Source organism: Paraclostridium sp. MRS3W1, from assembly GCF_032465715.1.
GTDB lineage: Bacteria > Bacillota > Clostridia > Peptostreptococcales > Peptostreptococcaceae > Paraclostridium > Paraclostridium dentum.
Window position 1 is genome coordinate 48,649 of sequence record NZ_JAWDJM010000149.1, and the last position, 24,833, is coordinate 73,481.

Genomic DNA, 24,833 nt, shown 5'->3' on the forward strand with positions numbered 1-24,833 from the left:
TTAAGAAGAGAGGAAGATACAATATGAAATTAGGTATAGTTGGTTTACCAAACGTAGGTAAAAGTACACTATTTAATGCGATAACTCAAGCAGGTGCTGAATCTGCTAACTACCCTTTCTGTACAATAGAGCCAAACGTAGGTGTTGTGGCTGTGCCGGACGAAAGACTAGAAAAATTAAAAGAACTATATGATTCTAAAAAAGTTGTGCCTACAGCTATAGAATTTTGTGATATAGCTGGTTTAGTTAGAGGTGCATCTAAAGGTGAAGGTCTTGGAAATAAATTCCTATCTCACATAAGAGAAGTTGATGCAATAGTACATGTTGTTAGATGCTTCGAAGATCCTAACGTTGTTCACGTTGATGGTTCAGTAGATCCTTTAAGAGATATAGAAACTATAAACTTAGAATTAATATTCTCTGATATAGAAATATTAGAAAGAAGAATTCAAAAGACTCAAAAAGCTGCTAAAGCAGATAAATCTTTAGCTTCAGAGCTTGAGTTCTTAAAAGAAATAATGGCTACTTTAGAAGATAGTAAATGTGTTAGAACTATGGAGTTTACTGAAGATCAACAAGCATTTGTTAACTCATTAAACTTACTTACTTCTAAACCAGTTATATATGCTACTAACGTAAGTGAAGATGATTTAGCTGATGAAGCTCAAAACAATGAATATGTAAATAGAGTTAGAGAATTCGCAGCAACTGAAGATGCTGAAGTTGTTGTTGTATGTGCTCAAATAGAAGCTGAAATAGCAGAACTTGACACTGATGAAGAAAAGAAAGAGTTCTTAGAAACATTAGGTCTTGAGCAATCTGGACTTGATAAACTTATAAAATCTTCATATGCTTTACTTGGACTTGTTTCTTATTTAACTGCTGGACCTCAAGAGGTTAGAGCTTGGACTATAAAAGTAGGAACTAAAGCTCCTCAAGCTGGTGGTAAGATACACTCTGATATAGAAAGAGGGTTCATAAGAGCGGAAACTATAGCATTTGATGATTTAGTTAATGTAGGAACAATGACAGCTGCTAAAGATAAAGGTTTAGTTAGACTTGAAGGTAAAGAATATATAGTTAAAGACGGAGATGTTATACTATTCAGATTTAACGTATAATATAGAAAAAGTATCGATATTTTTTATCGATACTTTTTTTAGTTAATAACACTAGAGGGAGTGAGAGTATATTTTACTACACAAGCTGAAAAAAAGCTTGAAATGTAGCTAAAGTATACTCTCACTCCCTCTTATACAAATTAACAGACTTACCCATCCTAATTAGGTATTTTGCATTATGTGATAAAGTTAAAGTTTAAAAATCAGATTAGCGAAGATTGAATATATAAGATTTAGCGACTTTTAAAGCATCTTTCCAGCTTTAGGAGCAAAACTTATATATTCACCTGAGCACCCCACTATTTTAAACTATTATTTATTTTGTAAAAACTCATTAGCTATTTCTTTATCATCAAAATGATGTTTAACTTTACCGATTACTTGGTAATTTTCATGCCCTTTACCTGCAATTAGTATTACATCGCCTTTTTGTGCCATTTCTATAGCTTCTTTTATAGCTTCTTTTCTATCTATAACAACTTTATAATTTTCTTTAGATTTATCTAATCCTTCTAATATATCATTTATTATAAGTTCTGGATCTTCTGTTCTTGGATTATCTGATGTTACTATACATATATCTGAAAGTTTTTGAGCAATATCTCCCATTAAAGGTCTTTTAGTTGTATCTCTATCTCCTCCGCATCCAAATACTGTTATTATCCTATTTTTAACAAACTCTCTAGCTGTTTTGATTACATTTTCTAATGCATCTGGAGTATGAGCATAATCTACTATAACACTTATTCCAGTTTCATTAGATATAGCTTCAAATCTTCCTGCTACTCCACCTGTATTTTTTAATCCATTTAGAACTATTTCTTTAGGGATTTCAAGTGCATAACATGTAGCTATAACCGCTAGAGTATTATAAACTGTGAATTTACCAGGAACCGGAACAAATATATCTTCTTCATAAGTTGGAGTTACAAGTTTATATGATACTCCTCTAGCTTCTATTTTTATGTCTTTAGCCATAAAATCAGCCTCGTGATCTATAGCATAAGTGTAGCATTTTGTATCTAAATTTTTTATATTTTCATATATAACTTTTCCGCCTTCATCATCTATATTTATAACATTAGCATTAGTTGTCATATAGAATAATTTCTCTTTAGCATTTCTATAATCTTCTAAATCCTTGTGGAAGTCTAAGTGATCTGGAGTTAAGTTAGTAAATACTCCAACCTTATACTTAGTTTGAGCCACTCTGTTCAATGCTAATGCATGCGATGAAACTTCCATAGCACAATACTTACATTCATTATTTATCATTTGATTGAAGTAATCTTGTAAATCTCTGCTTTCTGGAGTCGTTGAATTTGATTCAATTTCTTTGTCTCCATCAGATATTTTTATAGTTCCTATTAATCCTACTTTATTATCAGCTGATGTTAGTATTTCATTTAAAAATGTAGTTATACTAGTTTTTCCATTAGTTCCCGTAACTCCTATAACATCAAATCTTTGACTTGGATGATTGTAGAAATTATCTGCAACTTTAGCCATATCTTCTCTAGTGTTTTTAACTTTTATGAAAGTTACTCCATCTCTTTGGATATCTTCTTGAACTAAAAATGCCTTTGCACCTTTTTCTATAGCCATGTCTATAAATTTGTGTCCATCAACTGTAAATCCTTTAACGCATATAAATAGGTCATTCTCTCCTACTTTTCTAGAATCATATTGTATGTTATCTATTTCAATATCTAAACTTCCTTTAGTATCTAAAATATCTAAGCCTTTTATTACTTCTTTTAGTAACATAAATTTAACCTTCCTTCAATAAAAAATTCGCTATGCTTGAATACTTAACTTATTAATCAAGTTTAGCAGTTAGAATTTATAACTATATTATTATATAACAATATCATAAAAATAGAAATTGTCTAGTATGCTATTTTTATTGCAAAAAATGCAAAATAAAATAGAGAGGATAAAATCCTCTCTATTTATATACTAGATTAGTTTTGTTCAGCTAATCTCTTGTAACCTTCGTATCTATCTTTTGCATTTTCTTCTGCCATTTCAAATAATTCATCAGCTACATCTGGGAATTGTTTAGCTATAGCAGAATATCTTACTTGTTTCATTAAGAAGTCTCTGAAGCTTTCAGTTGGTTCTTTAGAGTCTAATGTGAATGGATTCTTACCTTCAGCTTTTAAAGTTGGGTTGAATCTGTATAAATGCCAGTATCCACACTTAACAGCTTGCTCTATGTTAGCTTGAGCTCTTCCCATACCTTCTTTTAATCCATGAGATATACATGGTGAGTAAGCTATTATTAATGATGGTCCATCATATTTTTCAGCTTCTACTACAGCTTTTATTAATTGATTCTTATCTGCACCCATACCAACTTGTGCTACATATACGTTTCCGTAAGACATAGCCATCATACCTAAATCTTTCTTTTTAGATCTCTTACCTGCTGCTGCGAATTTAGCCATTGCTGCAACTGGAGTTGACTTAGAAGCTTGACCTCCAGTATTAGAGTATATCTCTGTATCAAATACTAATACATTTACATTTTCACCAGAAGCAAGAACGTGATCTAATCCACCGTAACCGATGTCATAAGCCCATCCATCTCCTCCTAGTATCCATTGAGATCTCTTAGCTAAGTAATCTTTTCTAGATTCTATTTCAGCTACTAAAGCTTTTATTTCAGCATTTTCTATATTATGAGCATTTGCTAATACTGCAAGTACTTCTTCAGCTGCTTTAGCTGATGCTTCACTATCTTCTCTATTTTCTAACCAGTTAGTGAATGCTGTTCTTGCTGCATCACATATATCCATAGATATTAATTGTTCCATAGTCTCAACTAACTTAGCTCTCATTTGTTTAACACCTAAGAACATACCAAATCCGTACTCTGCATTATCCTCGAATAATGAGTTTGCCCAAGATGGACCTTTACCTTCATGGTTTACAGTGTATGGAGTTGATGGAGCTGATCCTCCCCATATAGAAGAACATCCAGTAGCATTAGCTATCATCATTCTATCTCCAAATAATTGAGTTACTAACTTAAGGTATGGAGTTTCTCCACATCCAGCACAAGCTCCTGAGAACTCCATAAGTGGTTGTCTAAATTGACTTCCTTTAACTGTTGTTGGAGCCATTATATCTCCTTTTGGAGCTACTTTCTTAGTATCAACTGCAAATGCCCAGTTTTCAACTTCAACTTCTTGAGTATCAAGAGGTTTCATAACTAAAGCTTTTTCTTTAGCTGGACATACGTCAGCACAGTTTCCACATCCAGTACAGTCCATTGGACTTACTTGCATTCTGTATTGTAATCCTTCAAATCCTTTACCTATAGCTTTCTTAGTATCGAATTTTTCTGGAGCATTTTTCATTTCTTCTTCATTAACTAATACTGGTCTTATACATGCATGAGGACATATGTAAGCACATTGGTTACATTGGATACAGTTATCAACTATCCACTCAGGAACGTTTACTGCTACCCCTCTCTTCTCATATGCAGCAAGTCCAGCTGGGAATGTACCATCTTCTATTCCATTGAATGTACTTACAGGTAAATTATCTCCTTCTTGTGCATTCATAGGTCTTACTATATTTTTTACGAAATCTGGTTCGTTAACTTCTTCTTTAACAGCATCCTTAGCATCTGCCCAGTTAGCTGGTATAGTAACTTTAACTAAAGCATTCATACCTGCATCAACAGCTTTGTAGTTCATGTTAACTATTTTTTCACCTTTTTTACCGTAAGCTTTCTTTATAGAATCTTTTAAGTATTCTACAGCATCAGCTTCTGGTATTATTTGAGCTAACTTGAAGAATGCAGATTGCATTATCATGTTTATTCTGTTTCCAAGTCCTATTTCTTGCCCTAATTTAGTACCGTTTACTGTATAGAATTGGATATCATTTTTAGCCATGTAATTTTTCATAGCTGCAGGTAAATGTTCGTTTAACTCATCTTCATTCCAGATAGTGTTAAGAACGAATATTCCACCTTTCTTTAATCCTTTTAATAGATCATATTGATATACATATGATTGATTATGACAAGCAATGTAATCAGCTTCATCTATTAAGTAAGTTGATCTTATAGGAGCATCTCCAAATCTTAAGTGAGACATTGTTATACCACCAGATTTTTTAGAGTCATATGCAAAGTAAGCTTGAGCATACTTTTCAGTGTTATCTCCTATTATTTTTATAGCTTGTTTGTTAGCTCCAACTGTACCATCAGATCCTAATCCCCAGAACTTACATCTTACAGTTCCTTTTTGAGCTATTTTTAATTCATCAGATAATTCTAAAGAAGTGTTAGTAACATCATCAACTATACCTAATGTAAATTGATCTTTAGGATTTTCTAATTTTAAGTTATCATAAACTGTTTTTATATGAGTAGGAACAGTATCTTTTGATCCTAATCCGTATCTTCCGCCTATTATCATAGGAGCATTTTCTTTTCCATAGTATACTGATTTAACATCTAAGTATAATGGCTCTCCAGTTGCTCCTGGCTCTTTAGTTCTATCTAATACACATATTCTTTCAACTGTTGATGGCATAGCATCTACAAAGTGTTGCATTGAGAATGGTCTGTATAAGTGAACTTTAACTAAACCGTACTTTTCTCCTTGTGCATTTAATACATCTATTGTTTCTTCTATAGCTTCTGTTACAGATCCCATAGCTACTATTACATATTTAGCATCTTCTGCTCCATAGTAATCAAATAGTCCATGTTTTCTTCCAGTTAACTCAGACATTTGGTTCATGTATTTGTCAACTATTCCAACTATATCATTGTAATATTTATTTGAAGCTTCTCTTGTTTGGAAGTATATATCAGGGTTTTGTGCTGTACCACGAGTTACAGGGTGATTTGGTGATAAAGCTCTGTTTCTGAACTCTTGAACAGCTTCCATATTTAATAATTTAGCATAATCTTCATTTTCTAATAATTCAACTTTTTGTATTTCGTGAGATGTTCTGAATCCATCAAAGAAATGTATAAATGGTAATCTACCTTCTATTGCAGCTAAATGTGCAACTGGTGCTATATCAGCAACCTCTTGAACTGATCCAGAAGCTAATAATACACATCCTGTTTGTCTAGCAGCCATAACGTCTTGGTGGTCACCGAATATTGATAAAGCTTGTGATGCTAAAGCACGAGCACTTACGTGGAATACTCCAGGTAATAACTCTCCTGCTACTTTATACATATTTGGTATCATAAGTAATAAACCTTGTGATGCAGTGAATGTTGATGTTAATGCTCCAGCTTGTAAAGAACCGTGGAATGCTCCTGCAGCTCCTGCTTCTGATTGCATTTCTACAACACTAACCTTTTGTCCAAATACGTTTTTTCTTCCTTGTGCAGCCCATTCGTCTACAACTTCTGCCATCGTAGATGATGGAGTTATTGGATATATTGCAGCTACATCTGTAAATGCATATGCAACGTGAGCAGCAGCAGTGTTACCATCTACTGTTTTCATAAATTTTGCCATAGTATGTATCCTCCTTGTATATTCCTCCCAAAATAGTCCTTTGTATTCTATATTGAGTAAATATTTTGAATAGTTTAAGATATTCTTAAGTAATAAATTCTACATTAACTTACAAATTCCTTCTATTCAATATATGTTTTTGTTTTTTGTATACTTTAAAAGTTCAATATTACATATATACCCTATTTTGTATACTTAAAACATTTTTCTGCATTTTTTTATTTTTTTTAATATCCTTGTGTTTCAGAATCTTCACCTTTAGCAATTGCAATTGATGCACTTGCTCCTATTCTAGAACATCCAGCCTCAATTACAGCTTTTGCATCTTTTTGATTTCTTACTCCACCTGAAGCTTTTACCCCTATATTAGGTCCAACAACATCTCTCATAAGTTTTATATCTTCAGGAGTAGATCCGCCTGTTCCAAAACCAGTTGATGTTTTTACATAATCAGCTCCAGCTTTAACTGATAATTCACAAGCTATTTTCTTTTCTTCATCATTTAAATAGCATGTTTCTATTATTACTTTCACTAATGCTCTTTTATTAGAAGCATCTACAACAGCTTTTATATCATTTAGTACATAATCGTACTTTTTATCTTTTAATGCTGCTATGTTTATAACCATATCAACTTCATCTGCACCTTTTTTAATAGCATCGTCTGTTTCAAAAGCTTTTACTTCTGATGTATTTGCCCCTAGAGGGAATCCTATAACAGTACATACCTTTACATTAGATCCTTCTAATTCTTTCTTTGCAAGTTCTACATTTGCTGGGTTTATACATACTGAAAAGAAATTATATTCTTTAGCTTCCTTACATAATTGTTTTACATCATTTTCTGTGGCAAAAGCCTTTAAAATAGTATGATCAATCATTTTTGCTATATTTTTATCCATAAATATGTCTCCTTTTTATTTTTATAATGTTCTTTTATTATAGCAAATATATACATTTTTTGTATATATCACTTACTTATTATAATTTACAGAGTATCATATTTTTATTAAAAAATTTTAAGGTATCAACGAATAGATAGCTTGCGAAATTCATGATATAATAGTACCAATTAAGTTTTTTTATAACAAGTAGGTACTTTTTTGTTTTATAGTACCCAAAAGTATACTATTATAATTCAAGGTGGTTATTATGAAAATTCAACTCGAGGTACAAGATCATTCTAAATGTCACATGAATGAACGATGTAATAAGTATGAAATGTGTCCTATAAACTTAGTTCATAAAATCATTTCGGGAAAATGGAAAATATTAATTCTTTGGTATTTAATGCCTAATCCTCTTAGATTTAGTGATTTAAGACGCAAACTTCCTGATGTAACTCAAAAAATGTTAACACAACAGTTGAGAAGTTTAGAGTCTCATAACTTAGTCTATAGAAAAGTATATCCTGTAGTTCCTCCGAAGGTAGAATATGGACTTACAGAATGTGGGGAGAAACTTATTCCTGTTTTAGAAAGCATGTATAGCTATGGAGTAGATTATCTTCAGGACAATAGTTTGGATAGCTTAAAATTAGATAAGTAGTTTTTGTGTGAATAGAGCCTTTATTGTATGTATAGGATTTGATTTAGTTTCTTATTTACATATATCTATAATTCAATCTTAAATAATTTCATATAACAAAAAAAGTATGTGAAAAATCACATACTTTTTTTATATATATTACTCAGCTATTAACTCTACCATATCTCCGTTTCTAACAGCTGCTGCATTTCCTTCTTCAACGTCAACATGCATTTCTAAAGCAAAATTAGCATTAGCTCTTACTAATACATTTTCGAAAACTATAGATCTAGGTCCGAAAGTTCTAACTTTTACTATTTGCTTGTCTTTTACTCCAAATTTAGCTGCGTCATCTAAGCTCATATGTATATGTCTTGATGCAACTATAACACCTTCTGTTAATTCTACTTCACCTGCTGGCCCAACTAATTTAACTCCTGGAGTTCCTTCTATATCTCCAGATTCCTTTATTGGAGCTTTAACTCCTAAAGTAAATCCGTCTGCTAAAGATATTTCAACTTGTGTGTTAGGTCTAGCTGGTCCTAAAACTCTAACTCCTTTTATAGTTCCTTTAGGTCCTACTAAATCAACTTTCTCTTCACAAGCATATTGCCCTGGTTGGCTTAATGGCTTGAATTCTACTAATTGATGACCTGCTCCAAATAATGTCTCTATATCTGCTTGACTTAAATGAACGTGTTTATTTGATAATGCTATTGGTAATTTCATTTATAAAGTCCTCCTAAGTTTTTTAAAATATTGCAATACAATTATACATAATATTCCTAATAAAATCAAATTTTATTCTAATTTTGCTTTAATAAATTATTTATTAAATCGAAATATCCCGGAAAAGATATATCTATGCAAGCTGTATTATCTAAGTTTAATTTACCTTCTGAAATCAATGAAGCTACTGAAAATGCCATAGCTATCCTATGATCATTAAAAGTTTTTATATTTGCTCCTTTTAATTTTGTTTTACCTTTTATTACCATGCCATCTTCTAGCTCTTCTATTTCTGATCCCATGTTTTTTAAGTTATCAACAACAGCTTTTATTCTATTGCTTTCTTTTACTTTAAGTTCTTTTGCATCTTTTATTACTGTTGTTCCATTAGCTTGAGTTGCTAAAATTGCAATTACAGGTATTTCATCTATTAATCTAGGTATTAAATTTGAATCTATAGTTGTACCTATTAATTTGTCGCTATATCTTACAATTAAATCTCCTACAACTTCTCCGCTTTCAACTCTTTTATCTATAATTTCAAAATTTCCATTCATAGCTTCTAATACATCTATTATTCCTGTTCTAGTTTCATTTAATCCAATATTTTTTATAAGAACTTCTGAACCTTCAACTATACTAGCAGCTGCAATTATAAACGCCGCTGATGAAATATCTCCTGCTACATTTATATTTCCTACTGAAAAAAGCTCCCTTACAGGTTGTATATCTATTTTTAAGTCATTAGATTTTATATCAGCTCCAAATGACTTTAACATTATCTCTGTATGATTTCTACTTTTTGATTTTTCAATTATAGTACTACTACTATTTGCATATAAAGATGCTAATATTATAGATGATTTTACTTGAGCAGATGCAACTGGCATTTCATACTCAATTCCATTTAAATTTCCACCATATATAGTTATAGGAGTAAAATTTGCATCATCATTTCCTTTTATATTACATCCCATTAATCTTAGTGGGTCAGTTACTCTTTTCATAGGCCTTTTCCCAATAGATTCATCCCCTATTACAGTTGACTCAAATTCATTTCCAGCAAGTATACCTATCATAAGCCTTATCGTCGTCCCTGAGTTTCCAACATTTAAAATTTCATTAGGCTTTTTTAGCCCTCTCAATCCAACACCCTTTACGATAACTTCCTTATCATTTATATCTATATTTACACCCATTTTTCTAAAACAATCAATGGTACTTAAACAATCTTGTCCCATTAAAAAATTTTTTATTCTTGTAGTCCCTTTCGCTATAGATGAAAACATTATAGCTCTATGAGATATAGATTTGTCTCCAATTAACTCTACAGTTCCTTTAAGCATTAGTGCACCTCTTTATTACTTCTAATATTTCACTTTCTTTTATATTATCAAAAACTTCCACTTTTCCTCTTCCAACTGGTATAACTAGATTTATACTTCCAAAACTGTTTTTCTTATCACTTTTCATCAAGTCTAGTATTTCTTCTGGATTATGGTATTTAATAGAAGTAGGTATATTTAATAATTTAGATACGTATAAAAATTGTTGGTAGTATTCAGCGTCTATAAATCCTTTATCTAAGGCTAAATTAAATGCCATATTTGTACCTATGTTAACCGCAAACCCATGGCTTAATCCACAAAGTTTTTCAATTCCATGACCAAATGTATGCCCTAAATTTAAAATTTTTCTTAATCCATTTTCTTTTTCATCTTTGCTTACTACTTCATATTTTATACATGTGCATTTATTTATAATATAAGACAATACATCTTGATTTTTCAATAATATACCTTCACTATTCTCAATTATGTAATTTAAAAATTCATAATCATATATAAATGAGTATTTTAAAGCCTCTGCCATCCCACTTAAAAACTCACTTTCATTTAAAGTTTTTAGTGCATTCACATTTATATATGTAAATTTAGGCTGATAAAATGCTCCTATTATATTTTTTATATTTCCTATATTTATACCTGTTTTTCCTCCAACAGATGAATCAACTTGAGCTAATAATGTTGTAGGGACTTGAATTAAATCAATGCCTCTCATATACGTAGCTGCAATAAATCCAGCTAAATCTCCTACAACTCCTCCACCTAATGCGATTACAGCTGATTTTCTAGTTATCCCAACAGTTATGCAAAATTCCATTATATTTTCATAAACAGCCAAAGTTTTAGATTGCTCTCCACTTTTAACTATAAACACTTCTATAAACTCATGATTCAATACTTTTATAAATTCATCAAACTGATATCTATTTACATTTTCATCAGTTATTATAAGTAACTTATCGTATCTACAGTTTAATTCAAATTCATTATAATCAAATTCAATTTTTATAGATTTTTCCATCCTCTATCACCTAGCCTATTCATATAAGAATTATAGTTATTCATTACATCTTCTATATTATCTTTTCCAAATTTATCTAGCATAAATTGTAAAATTACAAACGCAACTACATTTTCACATACAACACTGCATGCTGGAACTGCGCAAGTGTCTGATCTTTCAACAGTAGCTTGGAAACTTTCTAATGTTTTCATATTTATAGAGTTTAGAGGTTTGTATAGTGTAGGTATTGGTTTCATTGCACACCTTACTACAATTTCATCACCTGTAGTCATTCCACCCTCTATTCCACCTAATCTATTGCTTTCTCTGTATATACCTTTTTCATCGTTATAGAAAATTTCATCCATAACATTTGATCCTCTATTGTTTGCAACGTCAAATCCTATTCCTATTTCTACCCCTTTTATAGCTTGAATACTCATTACATTCATAGCTATGTGAGCATCTATTTTTTTATCATAATGGACATACGATCCTAATCCAGGAGGTACGTTTTTTACCCTTATCTCAATTATTCCGCCTAATGTATCCTTTTCAGATTTAGCCATATCAATTTCTGATATCATCAATTCTTCTATATCTTTATCAATACATCTGACTTCACTTATATCCACATTATCTTTTATAAAATCAAAGCTATATATTTTATCAACCTTTGCGTTTCCAATTTGAACTACATGTGATGCAAATTCTATGTCAAATGTTTTTAGAACCTGTTTGCAAATTACCCCTACTGCAACTCTACTAGCAGTTTCTCTAGCACTCGATCTCTCCAAAACATTTCTAGCATCATCAAAATTATACTTTAAAGATCCGATTAAATCTGCATGGCCAGGTCTTACTTGTTCAACTTTTCTAGTTTCTCTATCAATATCTTCAACTGGATTCATATATTTAATCCAATTTTCATAATCTTTATTTTTTATTTGTATAGCTATTGGTCCTCCAATAGTAGTTTTTCCCCTAACCCCGCTAAGTATATCCACTGTATCACTTTCAATTTTCATACGCCCGCCTCTTCCATATCCAGATTGGCGTTTTTTCATCTCTAGGTTTATTTCATCTATATTTAAACTAACATTTGCTGGAATTCCATCTATTATTGATGTCAAACATTTACCATGTGACTCTCCACTTGTTATATATCTAAGCATAAATTTCTCCTCTCGTTTGGTTTATACGTAAAAAAAGCTTGTATTTAACCAAGCTCTTTTATATCTTTCACATAATTTTTTATTTTTTTTATTAGATTTTCCTTTTCAATCTCATTATCTATAAAAGCTAATTTATCACTACTATTTATATAATAATTATAAGATAGCTTAGTATTTATACTTTTAAAGAAAAAATCCATGACTATCTGTCCACCTTTAAATTGAGATGGATATGGATCACTACCTCCAACGGCAATATACATACCAACTCGTTGTTTATTTCTATCAATAGATGGTTTTTTTAGTATATATTTACTTGCATATATTGCTTGTGTTCTATCAACCACAGTTTTAACTTTTGCAGATATACAATCAAAGTGAACAGGACTGACTACTATAGTTCCTTTAGCCTTATCAAACATATCATACATAGGTGTCATATCATCCTTAAATTTACAAAACCCTGTTTTTTCGCAAAATCCACAAGCTGTGCAATATTCTATGTTCATATCATATATGTCAAAAACTTTGTAGGTTACTTTATTTTCATCCAAATTTTTAATTATCGATTTTACTACAGCTGAACAATTTTTATTTTTTCTTGGACTTCCATTTATTATTAAAACCTCGCTCATATTAATCTCCTTATCTCTCTTTAAGAGTAACAATTAATATATCATCTTCAAAGTTGCTTTTTCTTGAAAACTCCCATAACTTAGATTTCAATCTAGTTTCCATATCATCTTGCTCTGAAAAACTAGTTTCTTCTAAAAATGTTTTTAGCCTCTCAACACCAAATTCTTCTTTGTTGTGGTCTTTTATTTCTAATACCCCGTCTGTGTATAAAGAAACAGTTTTATATTTAGATATATCAATTTCTTTATCTGAGTATTCTACTTCTTCTAATATCCCTATTGGTATGCCCTTGCTACATTTTAAAAATGAAGCCTTATGATTTTTATCTACTCCAATTGGATAATAATGACCTGCATTTGATACAATCATTTTATTTTCATTACTTTTTATTACACCTATTATACAAGTTGTAAAAACTCCCATTTTATCAAATTCATCAAATAGGAATTGATTTATATTTTCCATTATTTCGCTAGGTGTATCGTATTGTTTTGCTAATACTTTAAATGCTCCCTTTATCATAGCAACCATGTAGTTGGATACAATACCATGTCCCATTACATCCGCTAGTATAGTTACAACCGTTCCATCATCTTTCTTTATAGTATGGTAGAAATCTCCACCTACTACTTTTGCTGGTTTATGAAAATATCTCAATTCTCTATTGTTATCTAATACTTTATTCCCTTTATTCATTATAAGTTTTTGTTGTTGATTTAAAACTTTAAGCTCATTTTCTAAAACTTGATGCTTTACCTCACTTTTACTATACTCATACAACTGCATAGCAACAGCTACTTGCTTAGCAAGTATACTAAGTATATTTAAATCATCTTTAGTATAGTTTTTAGCGTTAGTACAAGCTATATATCCTACTATATCATTTTTATTTATTAACTTATGATATATATAAGTCTGAATCCCTTGTAAATCCACATCCCCATGTATTTCATTTGAGTATGAACCTACAGTTTGACTATCAATTAGTTTATCTAAAGTATAATAAACATCTGGTTTAATTTTGTCTAAGGTAAAAAAGCTTGATAGCTCTTTTTTCTTTCCATTTATATTTGCTCCATGTATTACTATAACAGCTTCTCTACTTTTTGTTATATTACAAGCTTGTTTACTTAGATGATCTAAGAAACTCTTTATATCTTTGTTTAAATATAGTTTCTTTGTTGCATCATTTATAGAAGATATAGCTCCTCTTAATTTGTGTATAAGATTTTGTATATCATTATTTTTACTTGTTATCTCTATAGATAAACTTATTAAAGATGCTACTGACGAAATAAAGTCCATATCATCATCTGTAATTTTATCATCTTCAGTTAAAAAGCATGTCATAAATCCTGTTACTTTATCATGAACTATAAGTGGAAATACGATTCTTCCTATATATCCTTCATTTGTAGCTAAATCCCTCTCATCAAGAGCTCTTTCATCTAAAAATACATTTTCAACATAAACTACTTTTTGCTCTTTTACAGCCTCGTGAATATACTTAGGGTACTGATTAAAATCTATTTTAACTCCTATTGGCTTCTCTATAGGAAAAACCTTAGATATATAGTTTAGAGTTTGCGAACACACTAAATAAGCATGTTCATAATTATTTTTATAAAATAAATTTACACATGCTTTTGCTGGATGAACTACATCTAACATTTTTTCAACTATTTTATCTTTTATTTCAAAGAAATTATCTGACTCCGTTACTAAGGTTGATATTTCTACTACACGCTTAAGTCTGTCATTTTCATTGTAGTAATTCATATAGGTGTTTTCTCTCCCCTCTTTATAAAAGTCTATTTATTAATATTACTATATATATCTTTTATAGTAAACATAAAAACTATTATAAAGCACCCTATGATTATGTAGTTAAAGTTCGAAAATATACCTATAAACAATAAACATACTAATGCATTTATCTTTTGCTTAATTTTATCTGTAACTACACTTTGACTACTAGATTCTAAATTTATTTTTATATTTTCCATTCCATCTTTAACCTGATCTGTTATTTGATTTGCAATATGAAGTTTGCTAATTCCATATAAAATTAATATCAATGTGCTCCCTACTCCAAATAATATATTAATACTTAATGATATTACTATTATAGTTAACCCTATTATTAATTTGAATGCTACTAAAAAAAAACTGTCTACCTTCATAGCTATATTACTTATATCTTTAAATTCATCTCTAATATCATATTCCTTACTTGGCATACTTTTCATTTTTGATTTAACTATTTCAGAATAAAAAAGCTTAATAATACCATTTATCATAAATTCATCCTCCTTTAATATATATTTGTAATATTTACAATTATATTATTTCCTATACTTGTTAATACTGTTAATATAACGTAATTAAGGAGTGATTTAATGCTTATTGAAGATTTAGACTTGGAAACCAGAAGTAAGATATATAGTTTTACTAAAAAAATTTTAAGAAAATATCAAAAAGGTATAACTACAGGAAAATTAACTGCTGTTAAATTTTCTGAAAATATACTATCTAATGAGGAAATAACAGATGTTATAAATTCTAATTTACTTGATGACGAGGATTTTAAAAATTCCTATACAAGTTATATTCAAACACTTATTAAGGATCAAAATGAAACTATTAGTAATTCAAAAAAGAAAAAAATTAAAAAAACAGTTTTAAAACCATCAATTACTCAGCAACTTCAATTAAAAAAACTTTTACACGAAACTGGTTTTGAACTTAATATACCTCAACAATATTTAAATGAAAATGACGTTAGTAATATTTCAAAATATATTTCCACTGGGCAAATAGATTTAGGTAATGAAAAAATTTATAATTATGTTCATAAAATACAAAAGCACTAAGGTATATAATTTCCTTAGTGCTTTTATATTTATCCTAAAGCTTTTTCTAACTTAGAAAGATGTTGAATTGGATAATACTTAAGTAATTCTCTAAATTGTTCAACTGAAAGTCCTTCAGTTGTAGTATATATTCTTATTTTTTCATCTAAATCTCCATTTATAAATTTAGTTTTTACTTCTTCAAAGTTTATTGCCATAACAACTATTCCTCCTTTTATGTATTTCATTTATATTTTGTCCATCTCTTCTATTTTTACTCTAAAATTAAAACAAATAAATTTAACTTTAATAATTTGTACATATTTTTATTTTTGAACATAAAAAAAGGAAGGTTTTACCCTTCCTTTCTTTAATTATCTTTGTTGTCCACTTAATTGTTGTTCTGCCATTTCAACTAATTTTTTAGTCATGTATCCACCAACATATCCATTTTGTCTTGCTGTCATATTTCCTTTGTCAGCAGTGTCATAATTAGATATACCTAATTCATTTGCTATTTCTAATTTCATTTGTTTTAAAGCTGCTTTAGCTTCTGGTACTGCTTTAGTGTTATTATTGTTTGTTGTCATGTTGATTACCTCTCTTTATATTAGTTTATTTGTAGTATTTATGGAGTTTTATTTATAAGTGGCAAATTTACCATGAACAACTTTTACTCCATTTACTTTGTTCGTTGTTCATGTTCTTATTATGCCAATCTTAGTTTTTTATATACTAAATTTTATAAATTTTTTATTTTTTTTTAACTACAAATGTTAAAAGAGAATTTAACAACTTATTCCCGCTAAATATCCTGTTGAAAATGCAATTTGTAAATTGAACCCACCTGTATATCCATCTACATCTATTACTTCTCCTGCAAAAAATAGACCGCTAACAATCTTTGATTCCATCGTTGATGAATTTATTTCATTTGTCTTAACTCCTCCAGACGTTACTATAGCTTCATCTATAGGTCTATATCTTTTTATATTGAATTCCATATTTTTCAATAAATTAACTAAATGTTTTCTTTGTTCTTTTGAAATCTGATGAACTACTAAATCTTTATCTATGCCACTTTGTTTAATAACATAAGGTATTAGTTTTTTAGGTAGTAAATCATCTAAACTATTTTCAAATTTTTTATTAGTATATTTTTTAAAGTCCTTTTGAATTCTCTTATCTAAAGTTTCTTCACTTAAGGCCGGTTTTAAATCTAAATAAATCTTATATGTTTCATTTTCAAAAGATTTCATTCTGCAACTTGCTGATTTTATTATAGGCCCATCTATTCCAAATTCATTAAATTCCATTTCTCCAAAATCTTCAAAGATATTTTTTCCTCTCTTATCCATTACTTTTATAGCAACATTTCTAAGAGATAGCTTATTTAACTCATAAACATCTTCCATAGTTTCAAGTCCAATTAAAGATGGTATAGGTTTCACTATAGTATGTCCTAAATTTTTAGCAAATTTATATCCATCACCTGTTGAACCTGTTCTTGGGTAACTCATTCCTCCAGTTGAAACTATTACACAATCACAGCTTATAATCTTTTTATCTTTTAGAACAACACCTTTGACTTTTCCATCTTTTACTTCTATCTTATCAACTGATGCATTCATAACAATTTTCACATTATTTTGTTTTAATTGTTTTTCTAGTGCAACAACAACATCCTTAGCTTTATCACTCTCTGGAAAAACTCTTTTTCCTCTTTCAGTTTTAGTTTTTACTCCAAGAGAATTAAACATATCTATAACTTGATCATTTGTAAATGTATAAAATGAACTATATAAAAATTTTCCATTAGTAGGGATATTTTCAATAAGCTCTTCAATATCACAATCATTAGTTATATTGCATCTTCCTTTTCCTGTTATAAGCAATTTTTTGCCTAATCTATCATTTTTCTCTAGTAAAGTAACATCGTGACCCATACTAGATGCAGTTGATGCTGCTATCATCCCTGCTGCTCCTCCACCTATTACAACTACTTTTTTCAAATTTATCATTCCTTCCAAATTTTATCGAATAAATATGGCGCTCCTGCCATTGCATATACCATCAACATAAAATATCTTAAATAACTACCTACATAGTTTTGAGGCATAATTAATTTTAAAATAGCATATACAGCTCCTAGACTTAGTAATCCAAATATATACCTAAATATTTTAGGTTTTAAGCTAACATCCACTTTAAAATTTATACATTGTCTTTCTATTATATAACCAACAATAAATCCACTTAATAGTCCTGACATTTTTATGTACTCTATGCTATTTACAATAAATATACCTAATATCATAGGGATTACTATTATCATAAAATAACTATACTTTTGGCTTTCTTCAATTTTTATTATTATACAATTACATATAATAGTGAAAAATATTCCGAAAAACCATCCAAATAATACGTCAACAGGCCAATGGACACCTAAATATAATCTTGATAACCCTATACATATAAACATTATTGTACCAAATAAATACATATACTTATTTTTTAATATATTCATTATACTAACCCAAAAAGTAGTTCCTATTTGAGTATGACCACTTGGAAATGAATACCCTGTTGCAGTTGATGTTCTCATAGATTTAATTCCTTCAACACCTATTGGTCTTGGAGATTTAAAATACTCTTTTACTCCAGTATTTAATGCTATATTTCCTGTTAATGCAAAAAGTAATCTTGCTCCATACTTTTTATTTATACACCAGTATAGAATTGAAGCTAATACTAAAATAACAGGTATCTCTGTGCTCATAGTTATTATTAAAAATATCTTATCTAATATTGGATTATTAAAAGATTGTACATACTTTAATATTTCAACTTCCATATTCATTTTTAATATCACCCTCCTTTTAAAAATAAATATAATTATTATTATATAGAAAAAGAGTAGCCTAAGCTACTCTTTATTATATCCCGTCTTCGCAAAACTCAATTATTTTCTTTTTGGGTTTTATACTATTTATTCCTGTTTCTTTTATTAAATCAATGTCTATTTCGCAACCTAATGACTCCATCATAGTAGATTCAACTACCATAGGCAAATTAGTTCCGCAAAACACTTCTATGTTTTTATTTTCTAATTTTAACTCACTACTAACCTTAAATGGAGTTCCTCCTGCTAAATCTGTAAATATATATGTTTTACTTTCTATATTTTCATTAACTAATAACTGTATTTCTTCTTTTAAATCTCTTGGAGTCTTTTCTTCAGTAAAATCAACTACTTTTAAAAATTCATAGTCTCCTACTATTAAATTCAAACTACTTTTTATTCCTGATGCAAACTTCCCATGCCCTGTTATTATAATCAATTCAACTTCCTCCTAAAATAATCCTATATACGCTCCTAATATACCTATTGCTACCATTATTAATATATTTACAAGTGGGCTTACATTTTTCTTAACCAACCCGTACATTCCAAAAGTCAATCCAAGCGGTAATATTTTAGGCATTATTCCATCTAGTATTTCTTGCACCTTTAAAGTAGTTTCTCCTATCGGAATTTCCGTTACTATATTTATATTTACATAAGAAGCTATAAGTGCACCTACAACGATCATACCTAATATTGTTGCAGCTCTTGTAAACTCTTTTGCATTTTTAGTCAATCTTGTAATACCATCAACACCAGCTTTATACGACCAATGCATTAACCAAAATCTTAACCCTAAATGAACAATATTAAACATTAATAAGAAGACTATAGGCCCTGCTATACTACCTTGAAGTGCTAAGTTTGCTCCAACTCCTGCCGCAATTGGGAGTAATGTAAACCAGAATATCGCATCTCCTATTCCACCTAAAGGTCCCATAGCCGCAACTCTTAAAGATCTTATAGTTTGCACATCTGATTTCTTTTGCTCTAGAGATAATATAATTCCCATAACGAAAGTTATTAAAAATGGATGACAATTAAAAAATTCTAAATTATGTTTCATAGAAGTTGCTAAGTCGTCTTTATTTTTGTGTATCTTTTTAAGCCCTGGTAATATAGAGTATAACCATCCTCCAGCTTGCATTCTTTCATAGTTAAATGATGCCTGTAAAAACATAGATCTAAAAGCCATTTTATTTAAAGTCTTTTTATCTAATGTCTCACCTTCACTTCTGTCTATATACTCAGTATGAATTATTGATTTTTTTTCTATACTAGATGCCATCACTCATACCTCCTCCGACATTTTTAGTTTTTATACTAATATTAAAATCGTATATAGCAACTACTAACCCTACTATAGCTAATGCTAAAAGTGGTAAATTTAAATATGCAACTAATACAAACCCTAACATCATAAATATAGCGTAATCTTTGCTTAACATAACTTTAAGTAGCATTGCAAATCCTAGTGCAGGCATCATTTTTCCTGCTGCAGTTAATCCAGTCCAAACTTGTTCTGGTAAAACTCTTGTTAATGTATCTCCTATTGCTTGCCCTGCTAATAATCCAGCTAAAACAATTAATGCAAATGATATTCCTAATATTGCCATAGCCATATAGTTTACTTTATCTATTCCCTTTGGATTAGCTTCATTAGCTGCCTTATCGCATAATCCCATTAACGGAGACATTACTGTAAATAGAGCTGTTACAGCATATTGACCTAATAATGCAAATGGTATTGCAAGTGGTAACGCTGCACTAGTGTCTAGTCCTGATGTAATTGCAAATACAGTAGCCATAATTCCACCTATAACTGCATTTGGAGGTTGTGCTCCTCCAACTGGCATAGCTCCTATCATCATAAGTTCATATGATCCACCAACTATAAGTCCTGTGTTTAAATCTCCCATTATAGCTCCAACTATTGGCCCCATAACTATTGGTCTATATAAAGACTCTAAAAAGTTAAATTGGTCAATAGCTGCTATAAAAGTTACAATTAGTATAAGAACAATCTGCATAAACCCTAATTCCATGACTTTACCCCTTTCTTATTTGAATAATTCATCTATACTTTCAGCAGATTCACTAGGAACTCTCCTGATTTCTAGCTCTACACCTAATGCTTTAAGTTTTTTAAATGCATCTACATCATTGTCATCTACACAAACTGCTTTAGAAACTTGTCTTTTACCTTGAGCCATATGCATATTTCCTATATTTACTTTTTTTATAGGAACGCCTCCCTCAACAAGTTTTAAAACATCTTGTGGATTTTCACAAATTATAGCAATGTGCTGAGATTCACTAGCTCTATTTATTATATTTATTGTTTTTTCTATAGAAAAATATCTTGTTTGAGCAAAACTTGGAGCTGCCATATCCATTAACCCCTGTCTAAATTCATTTTGTGATACTTCATCATTTGCTACTAATAATAAATTAGCCCCCACACTAGAAGACCACATAGTAGCTACTTGCCCGTGAATAAGTCTATTATCAATTCTCGTTAAAACTATATTTGGCATAATATCATCCCCCTTAGATTTTTTATGTAATTGTTTAAATACTTGTGTTTATACTTAATTTTACGTAGGGAACTTGTCCTTTATTATAATTTTTTGTGTAATTTAAATATATTTGAGCAAAAAAAAAGAGAAGTACTAAACTTCTCAAAATCATTAATAAATTTATTATAAAATTTTTAGCTTAAAAATGCTGCCCCAACTATACCTGCATCTGCACCTAACGTTGCTATTACAATGTCTGCAAAGTCTTCATTTTTATAAATTATATACTTTCTAACTAATTCATCTAATCCATCTAATATTATGTCTCCAGCTCTTGATACTCCTCCACCTAAAGATATAACTTCTGGATCTAATGTATTTATCATACCTGCAATAGCTTTCGCTAAATACTCTTTGAATCTGTTTATAGTTTCAATAGCAACTTTATCGTTTAATCTATATGCATCAAATACATTTTTAGCATTTATGTTCTCTATATTATTATTAGCTAATTCTAGTATTTTACTATCATTACCTTCTTCTATTAATTTTTTAGCGTATTTTATAATAGCTGTAGCTGAACAAAAAGTTTCTAAGCATCCATTGTTTCCACAGTTGCAATCAAAATAATTAGTGTCTACTATAACATGCCCAATTTCAGATCCCATATTATGTGCTCCATTGAAAACTTTCCCATTTATTATTATTCCTCCACCTACTCCAGTTCCTAAAGTATACATAACACCTACATCGCAACCTTTCATACTTCCAGCTTTAGCTTCTGCCAAAGCTGCAACTGTAGCATCATTTTCAGCGTATACATTTGTTTCTGGAAACTTAGACTTTAAAGTATTTATAAAATCTTCTTCCTTCCAACCTAAGTTAACACATGTGACTTGCCCCTTTTTATTTATAAAACTAGGAACTCCAAATCCAATTGACTTAATCTCCGAAATTTGAACACCGTTTTCCTTCAACATGGTTCTTACGAGTTGATTAATATCTTCCATTATTTTTTCAAATCCACTTAAAACATCCGTTGGACATTCTTTTCTAAAAAGAATTTGCCCATTTTCAGCTACTACACCAGCTTGTACTCCTGTACCACCTATGTCTACACCTATATAGTACATACTCATATCCCCCTTATTTTATAATTAAGTTCTATTTATAATTTTATTATACAATCAATCTTAATTATTTAAAATATGTTTTAAAAAAATAATAGTAGAAGATTACTCTCCTACTATTCCTATATATGGTAAGTTTCTATATTTTTCTGCATAGTCAATTCCATATCCAACTATGAACTTGTCTTCTATAACAAATCCCACATAGTCAACATGCATATCAACTTTTCTTCTTTGTGGCTTGTCTAATAACGTACATAATTTTAAAGATTTTGGATTTCTAGTTTTTAATGCTGCCACTAAATTGCTTAATGTTAATCCGCTATCTATTATATCTTCAACTATTAAAACATTTTTACCCTCTATGTCTACATCTAAGTCTTTTAATATTTTAACTGTTCCTGAAGATTCTGTTGAGCTTCCATAGCTTGATACACTCATAAAATCTATGTTAACATCTAAGTTTATATTTCTTATTAAATCAGCAACAAATACACTCGCACCTTTAAGTATACCTACTACTAATAATTCTTGTCCTTTAAAATCTTCCTCTATTCTTTTTCCTAGTTCTTTAACTTTTGTTAATATCTCTTCTTCACTTATCATTACACCTGTAACCTTGTACATAATTGTACCTCCAATTTACCGTATATTAATATATATCATTATAACATATACTTTAAATAATTTGTGAATATTTTTTTATTTTATTTAATAATAATTCGTGTTTATTTCTTATCCTTCTTATTCCCTTCATATATTTTTATTTTTTACGTATTAGTTATATATTATATGCAAATTATTATATATAATTATTATTGTAATCAATATTTTAGGAGGACTATTAAAATGAGTACAAATCATGGTGCTAACTTATACGACCTATCAAATAAATTAGGTTTTAAAAAAAATGAATTAAAAGATTTTAGTTCAAATATAAATCCATTAGGCTCTTCTAGTTTAGGTAAAAAAGCTATTGTAGACAATATAGATATGGTGTCTATATATCCTGACCCAAACTACTATAACCTAAAGAATTCAATATCAGAATATTGTAATTGTAATATAAAAAATATAGTATTAGGAAGTGGTGCAACTGAACTTATTTCATCATTTATAGAAATAGTTAATCCAAAAAAATCAGTTTTATTATCTCCATCATATTCTGAGTATGAGAAAGAGTTAAACAAAGTAAATTGTGAAATACATAAATTCTTTTCAAAAAAAGAAAATAAGTTCAAAGTAGACGTAGATGAGTTTATAGATTACATAAACATAAATAAGTGTGATTTAGTTGTTATTTGTAACCCAAATAATCCAACTGGATTTGCTTTTACTAAAAATGAAATAAAAAAAATATTAGAAAATACAAATGCCTTTTTAATGGTTGATGAAACATATATTGAATTTACAGATACACAAACTTATTCTTCTACACATTTAGTTGATAATTTTGGTAAGTTATTTGTAATAAGAGGTACCTCTAAATTTTTTGGTACACCTGGTATAAGACTTGGCTATGGACTTACATGTAATTCTCAAGTACAAGATTCAATTAAAAATCATATAGACCTTTGGAACATAAATACATTAGCATCTGTTATGGGTGAAGTTATGTTTACTGACGTAGACTTTATAAATACTTCTAGTTCTATATTAAAATGTGAACGAGAGTTTTTATTAAGAGAGCTTTCTTCAATTGAAGACTTAGAAGTGTATCATAGTGATGGTAACTTTATACTTAGCCAAATTAAAACAAAAAAAATAACAGCATCAAAGTTAAGAGAAGCTCTAATTGAAAAGAAATTTATAATAAGAGATTGTAAATCTTTTGAAGGTCTAGATGAATATTTCTTTAGAATTTGTACTTTAAGTCATGATGATAATGTTTTATTGATAGAGTCTTTAAAAGATATATTCAAAAATGAAGAGTAGGAATCTACTCTTCATCTTTTATTGTAAAATCTACTCCCTCAATTATATTTGGGTCATAGCTTTCTTTTTTAAATTTTTTATATTTTTCTATTTCTTCACTAATTATACCTAAGCTCCATAACAGTACAAATAAATCATCTACAAAACCAAATACTCCAGTTATCATCTCTGGGATAAAGTCTATTCCCGATACAAGATATGTTATAGCTATAAAAATTGCAGATGTAACTTTGGCTTTACTTATTATATTAACCTCTTTATCTGTAAAAAAGTCAGGTAATTTAAATAGATTAATTATAAACATTATTCCAAACTTAGCATCTTTAAATCTTACTAAAACTTTTTTTAATATATCTAAAAGTATATCTAAAATTCTCATTAATACTTTCATAATTACCACCCCTAAAGTTATAACTTAAAACTATTATAACTCATAGAGCATTTTTCT

Annotated in this window: 25 protein-coding genes; 4 read left to right on the plus strand and 21 right to left on the minus strand. The window is 29.4% G+C overall.

All coding sequences use genetic code 11. From position 1 onward, the window contains the following. Positions 1-23: 23 nt before the first annotated feature. Positions 24-1,121 (plus strand): redox-regulated ATPase YchF, encoded by a 1,098-nt coding sequence (ychF, locus tag RWY47_RS12055; RefSeq protein WP_021430018.1) that lies wholly within the window; start codon positions 24-26, stop codon positions 1,119-1,121. 312 nt (positions 1,122-1,433) lie between these two features. Here ychF and RWY47_RS12060 read toward each other — a convergent pair whose 3' ends face one another. From RWY47_RS12060 to deoC, 3 genes are all read right to left on the minus strand, one after another. Continuing rightward, a complete protein-coding gene (locus RWY47_RS12060; RefSeq protein WP_168930333.1) occupies positions 1,434-2,888 on the minus strand; it encodes a UDP-N-acetylmuramoyl-L-alanyl-D-glutamate--2,6-diaminopimelate ligase in 1,455 nt (484 codons plus the stop codon). 197 nt (positions 2,889-3,085) lie between these two features. Continuing rightward, positions 3,086-6,625 carry a pyruvate:ferredoxin (flavodoxin) oxidoreductase gene (gene nifJ / locus RWY47_RS12065; protein WP_168930331.1) on the minus strand — a complete coding sequence of 1,180 codons (3,540 nt, stop codon included), beginning with the start codon at positions 6,623-6,625 and terminating at the stop codon, positions 3,086-3,088. 227 nt (positions 6,626-6,852) lie between these two features. Next, a complete protein-coding gene (gene deoC, locus RWY47_RS12070) occupies positions 6,853-7,527 on the minus strand; it encodes a deoxyribose-phosphate aldolase (RefSeq protein ID WP_021430057.1) in 675 nt (224 codons plus the stop codon). A 250-nt stretch (positions 7,528-7,777) separates the two neighbouring features. Between deoC and RWY47_RS12075 the strand changes: the two genes are divergently transcribed. Then, a complete protein-coding gene (locus RWY47_RS12075) occupies positions 7,778-8,173 on the plus strand; it encodes a winged helix-turn-helix transcriptional regulator (protein WP_021430030.1) in 396 nt (131 codons plus the stop codon). 138 nt (positions 8,174-8,311) lie between these two features. Here the strand turns inward: RWY47_RS12075 and pduL are convergent, their stop codons facing one another. The 7 genes from pduL to RWY47_RS12110 form a co-directional block, all read right to left on the minus strand. Next, a complete protein-coding gene (gene pduL, locus RWY47_RS12080; RefSeq protein WP_021430061.1) occupies positions 8,312-8,881 on the minus strand; it encodes a phosphate propanoyltransferase in 570 nt (189 codons plus the stop codon). A 77-nt stretch (positions 8,882-8,958) separates the two neighbouring features. Next, on the minus strand, positions 8,959-10,227 hold the full coding sequence (gene aroA, locus RWY47_RS12085; protein WP_224170844.1) for a 3-phosphoshikimate 1-carboxyvinyltransferase: 1,269 nt from the start codon (positions 10,225-10,227) through the stop codon (positions 8,959-8,961). Beyond that, the gene (aroB, locus tag RWY47_RS12090) at positions 10,220-11,248 is read right to left on the minus strand and encodes a 3-dehydroquinate synthase (protein WP_224170843.1); all 1,029 of its coding nucleotides are present in this window, start codon (positions 11,246-11,248) and stop codon (positions 10,220-10,222) included. The genes aroA and aroB overlap by 8 nt, the downstream gene beginning before the upstream one ends. Next, on the minus strand, positions 11,233-12,405 hold the full coding sequence (gene aroC, locus RWY47_RS12095; protein ID WP_150843330.1) for a chorismate synthase: 1,173 nt from the start codon (positions 12,403-12,405) through the stop codon (positions 11,233-11,235). Before aroC ends, aroB begins: the two co-directional genes overlap by 16 nt. A gap of 44 nt (positions 12,406-12,449) precedes the next feature. Next, a complete protein-coding gene (locus RWY47_RS12100) occupies positions 12,450-13,040 on the minus strand; it encodes a flavodoxin family protein (RefSeq protein ID WP_168930326.1) in 591 nt (196 codons plus the stop codon). A 10-nt stretch (positions 13,041-13,050) separates the two neighbouring features. Then, positions 13,051-14,820, minus strand: a complete 1,770-nt coding sequence (locus RWY47_RS12105) for a GAF domain-containing SpoIIE family protein phosphatase (protein WP_168930324.1) — start codon at positions 14,818-14,820, stop codon at positions 13,051-13,053. Positions 14,821-14,852: 32 nt separating this feature from the next. Then, on the minus strand, positions 14,853-15,341 hold the full coding sequence (locus RWY47_RS12110) for a hypothetical protein (protein WP_025162717.1): 489 nt from the start codon (positions 15,339-15,341) through the stop codon (positions 14,853-14,855). Positions 15,342-15,440: 99 nt separating this feature from the next. Here RWY47_RS12110 and RWY47_RS12115 point away from each other — a divergent pair, with 99 nt between their 5' ends. Then, complete coding sequence (locus tag RWY47_RS12115) at positions 15,441-15,914, plus strand: hypothetical protein (RefSeq protein WP_025162718.1); 474 nt, start codon at positions 15,441-15,443, stop codon at positions 15,912-15,914. A 29-nt stretch (positions 15,915-15,943) separates the two neighbouring features. Here the strand turns inward: RWY47_RS12115 and RWY47_RS12120 are convergent, their stop codons facing one another. The 10 genes from RWY47_RS12120 to hpt form a co-directional block, all read right to left on the minus strand. Continuing rightward, positions 15,944-16,111, minus strand: a complete 168-nt coding sequence (locus tag RWY47_RS12120) for a hypothetical protein (RefSeq protein ID WP_021430097.1) — start codon at positions 16,109-16,111, stop codon at positions 15,944-15,946. A 156-nt stretch (positions 16,112-16,267) separates the two neighbouring features. Then, entirely contained in the window at positions 16,268-16,483 is a 216-nt protein-coding gene (locus RWY47_RS12125; protein ID WP_021430022.1) for an alpha/beta-type small acid-soluble spore protein, read from the minus strand. A gap of 198 nt (positions 16,484-16,681) precedes the next feature. Beyond that, positions 16,682-17,905 (minus strand): NAD(P)/FAD-dependent oxidoreductase, encoded by a 1,224-nt coding sequence (locus tag RWY47_RS12130; protein WP_224170856.1) that lies wholly within the window; start codon positions 17,903-17,905, stop codon positions 16,682-16,684. A gap of 5 nt (positions 17,906-17,910) precedes the next feature. Continuing rightward, positions 17,911-18,756, minus strand: a complete 846-nt coding sequence (locus RWY47_RS12135; RefSeq protein WP_224170842.1) for a phosphatase PAP2 family protein — start codon at positions 18,754-18,756, stop codon at positions 17,911-17,913. A 76-nt stretch (positions 18,757-18,832) separates the two neighbouring features. Continuing rightward, positions 18,833-19,237, minus strand: coding sequence for a PTS sugar transporter subunit IIA (locus RWY47_RS12140; RefSeq protein ID WP_224170841.1), 405 nt, complete (start codon positions 19,235-19,237; stop codon positions 18,833-18,835). A 12-nt stretch (positions 19,238-19,249) separates the two neighbouring features. After that, on the minus strand, positions 19,250-20,089 hold the full coding sequence (locus RWY47_RS12145) for a PTS system mannose/fructose/sorbose family transporter subunit IID (protein ID WP_021430077.1): 840 nt from the start codon (positions 20,087-20,089) through the stop codon (positions 19,250-19,252). Further along, positions 20,079-20,846 (minus strand): PTS mannose/fructose/sorbose/N-acetylgalactosamine transporter subunit IIC, encoded by a 768-nt coding sequence (locus RWY47_RS12150; protein ID WP_021429985.1) that lies wholly within the window; start codon positions 20,844-20,846, stop codon positions 20,079-20,081. Before RWY47_RS12150 ends, RWY47_RS12145 begins: the two co-directional genes overlap by 11 nt. A 15-nt stretch (positions 20,847-20,861) precedes the next feature. Beyond that, positions 20,862-21,338 carry a PTS galactosamine transporter subunit IIB gene (gene agaB, locus RWY47_RS12155; protein ID WP_021430028.1) on the minus strand — a complete coding sequence of 159 codons (477 nt, stop codon included), beginning with the start codon at positions 21,336-21,338 and terminating at the stop codon, positions 20,862-20,864. 176 nt (positions 21,339-21,514) lie between these two features. Further along, positions 21,515-22,453, minus strand: coding sequence for an ROK family protein (locus tag RWY47_RS12160; protein WP_025162722.1), 939 nt, complete (start codon positions 22,451-22,453; stop codon positions 21,515-21,517). Between the two features lie 102 nt (positions 22,454-22,555). Beyond that, positions 22,556-23,077, minus strand: coding sequence for a hypoxanthine phosphoribosyltransferase (gene hpt, locus RWY47_RS12165; protein ID WP_021429996.1), 522 nt, complete (start codon positions 23,075-23,077; stop codon positions 22,556-22,558). A gap of 222 nt (positions 23,078-23,299) precedes the next feature. Here hpt and RWY47_RS12170 point away from each other — a divergent pair, with 222 nt between their 5' ends. Beyond that, on the plus strand, positions 23,300-24,385 hold the full coding sequence (locus RWY47_RS12170) for a pyridoxal phosphate-dependent aminotransferase (protein ID WP_224170840.1): 1,086 nt from the start codon (positions 23,300-23,302) through the stop codon (positions 24,383-24,385). Positions 24,386-24,389: 4 nt separating this feature from the next. Here RWY47_RS12170 and RWY47_RS12175 read toward each other — a convergent pair whose 3' ends face one another. Beyond that, on the minus strand, positions 24,390-24,776 hold the full coding sequence (locus RWY47_RS12175; RefSeq protein ID WP_021430020.1) for a YkvA family protein: 387 nt from the start codon (positions 24,774-24,776) through the stop codon (positions 24,390-24,392). Positions 24,777-24,833 lie beyond the last annotated feature (57 nt).

Coding starts and splice junctions, on each gene's coding strand:
- RWY47_RS12160 (WP_025162722.1), bottom strand. CDS start 22,453: ATGTACTATATAGGTGTAGACATAGGTGGTACAGGAGTACAAGCTGGT.
- hpt (WP_021429996.1), bottom strand. CDS start 23,077: ATGTACAAGGTTACAGGTGTAATGATAAGTGAAGAAGAGATATTAACA.
- aroA (WP_224170844.1), bottom strand. CDS start 10,227: ATGCTTAAAGGAACTGTAGAGTTAATTGGAGACAAATCTATATCTCAT.
- RWY47_RS12170 (WP_224170840.1), top strand. CDS start 23,300: ATGAGTACAAATCATGGTGCTAACTTATACGACCTATCAAATAAATTA.
- RWY47_RS12115 (WP_025162718.1), top strand. CDS start 15,441: ATGCTTATTGAAGATTTAGACTTGGAAACCAGAAGTAAGATATATAGT.
- RWY47_RS12110 (WP_025162717.1), bottom strand. CDS start 15,341: ATGATAAATGGTATTATTAAGCTTTTTTATTCTGAAATAGTTAAATCA.
- RWY47_RS12175 (WP_021430020.1), bottom strand. CDS start 24,776: ATGAAAGTATTAATGAGAATTTTAGATATACTTTTAGATATATTAAAA.
- RWY47_RS12145 (WP_021430077.1), bottom strand. CDS start 20,089: ATGGCATCTAGTATAGAAAAAAAATCAATAATTCATACTGAGTATATA.
- RWY47_RS12075 (WP_021430030.1), top strand. CDS start 7,778: ATGAAAATTCAACTCGAGGTACAAGATCATTCTAAATGTCACATGAAT.
- RWY47_RS12100 (WP_168930326.1), bottom strand. CDS start 13,040: ATGAGCGAGGTTTTAATAATAAATGGAAGTCCAAGAAAAAATAAAAAT.
- aroB (WP_224170843.1), bottom strand. CDS start 11,248: ATGGAAAAATCTATAAAAATTGAATTTGATTATAATGAATTTGAATTA.
- aroC (WP_150843330.1), bottom strand. CDS start 12,405: ATGCTTAGATATATAACAAGTGGAGAGTCACATGGTAAATGTTTGACA.
- nifJ (WP_168930331.1), bottom strand. CDS start 6,625: ATGGCAAAATTTATGAAAACAGTAGATGGTAACACTGCTGCTGCTCAC.
- RWY47_RS12125 (WP_021430022.1), bottom strand. CDS start 16,483: ATGACAACAAACAATAATAACACTAAAGCAGTACCAGAAGCTAAAGCA.
- RWY47_RS12150 (WP_021429985.1), bottom strand. CDS start 20,846: ATGGAATTAGGGTTTATGCAGATTGTTCTTATACTAATTGTAACTTTT.
- RWY47_RS12060 (WP_168930333.1), bottom strand. CDS start 2,888: ATGTTACTAAAAGAAGTAATAAAAGGCTTAGATATTTTAGATACTAAA.
- RWY47_RS12120 (WP_021430097.1), bottom strand. CDS start 16,111: ATGGCAATAAACTTTGAAGAAGTAAAAACTAAATTTATAAATGGAGAT.
- deoC (WP_021430057.1), bottom strand. CDS start 7,527: ATGGATAAAAATATAGCAAAAATGATTGATCATACTATTTTAAAGGCT.
- RWY47_RS12135 (WP_224170842.1), bottom strand. CDS start 18,756: ATGAATATGGAAGTTGAAATATTAAAGTATGTACAATCTTTTAATAAT.
- RWY47_RS12105 (WP_168930324.1), bottom strand. CDS start 14,820: ATGAATTACTACAATGAAAATGACAGACTTAAGCGTGTAGTAGAAATA.
- ychF (WP_021430018.1), top strand. CDS start 24: ATGAAATTAGGTATAGTTGGTTTACCAAACGTAGGTAAAAGTACACTA.
- agaB (WP_021430028.1), bottom strand. CDS start 21,338: ATGCCAAATATAGTTTTAACGAGAATTGATAATAGACTTATTCACGGG.
- pduL (WP_021430061.1), bottom strand. CDS start 8,881: ATGAAATTACCAATAGCATTATCAAATAAACACGTTCATTTAAGTCAA.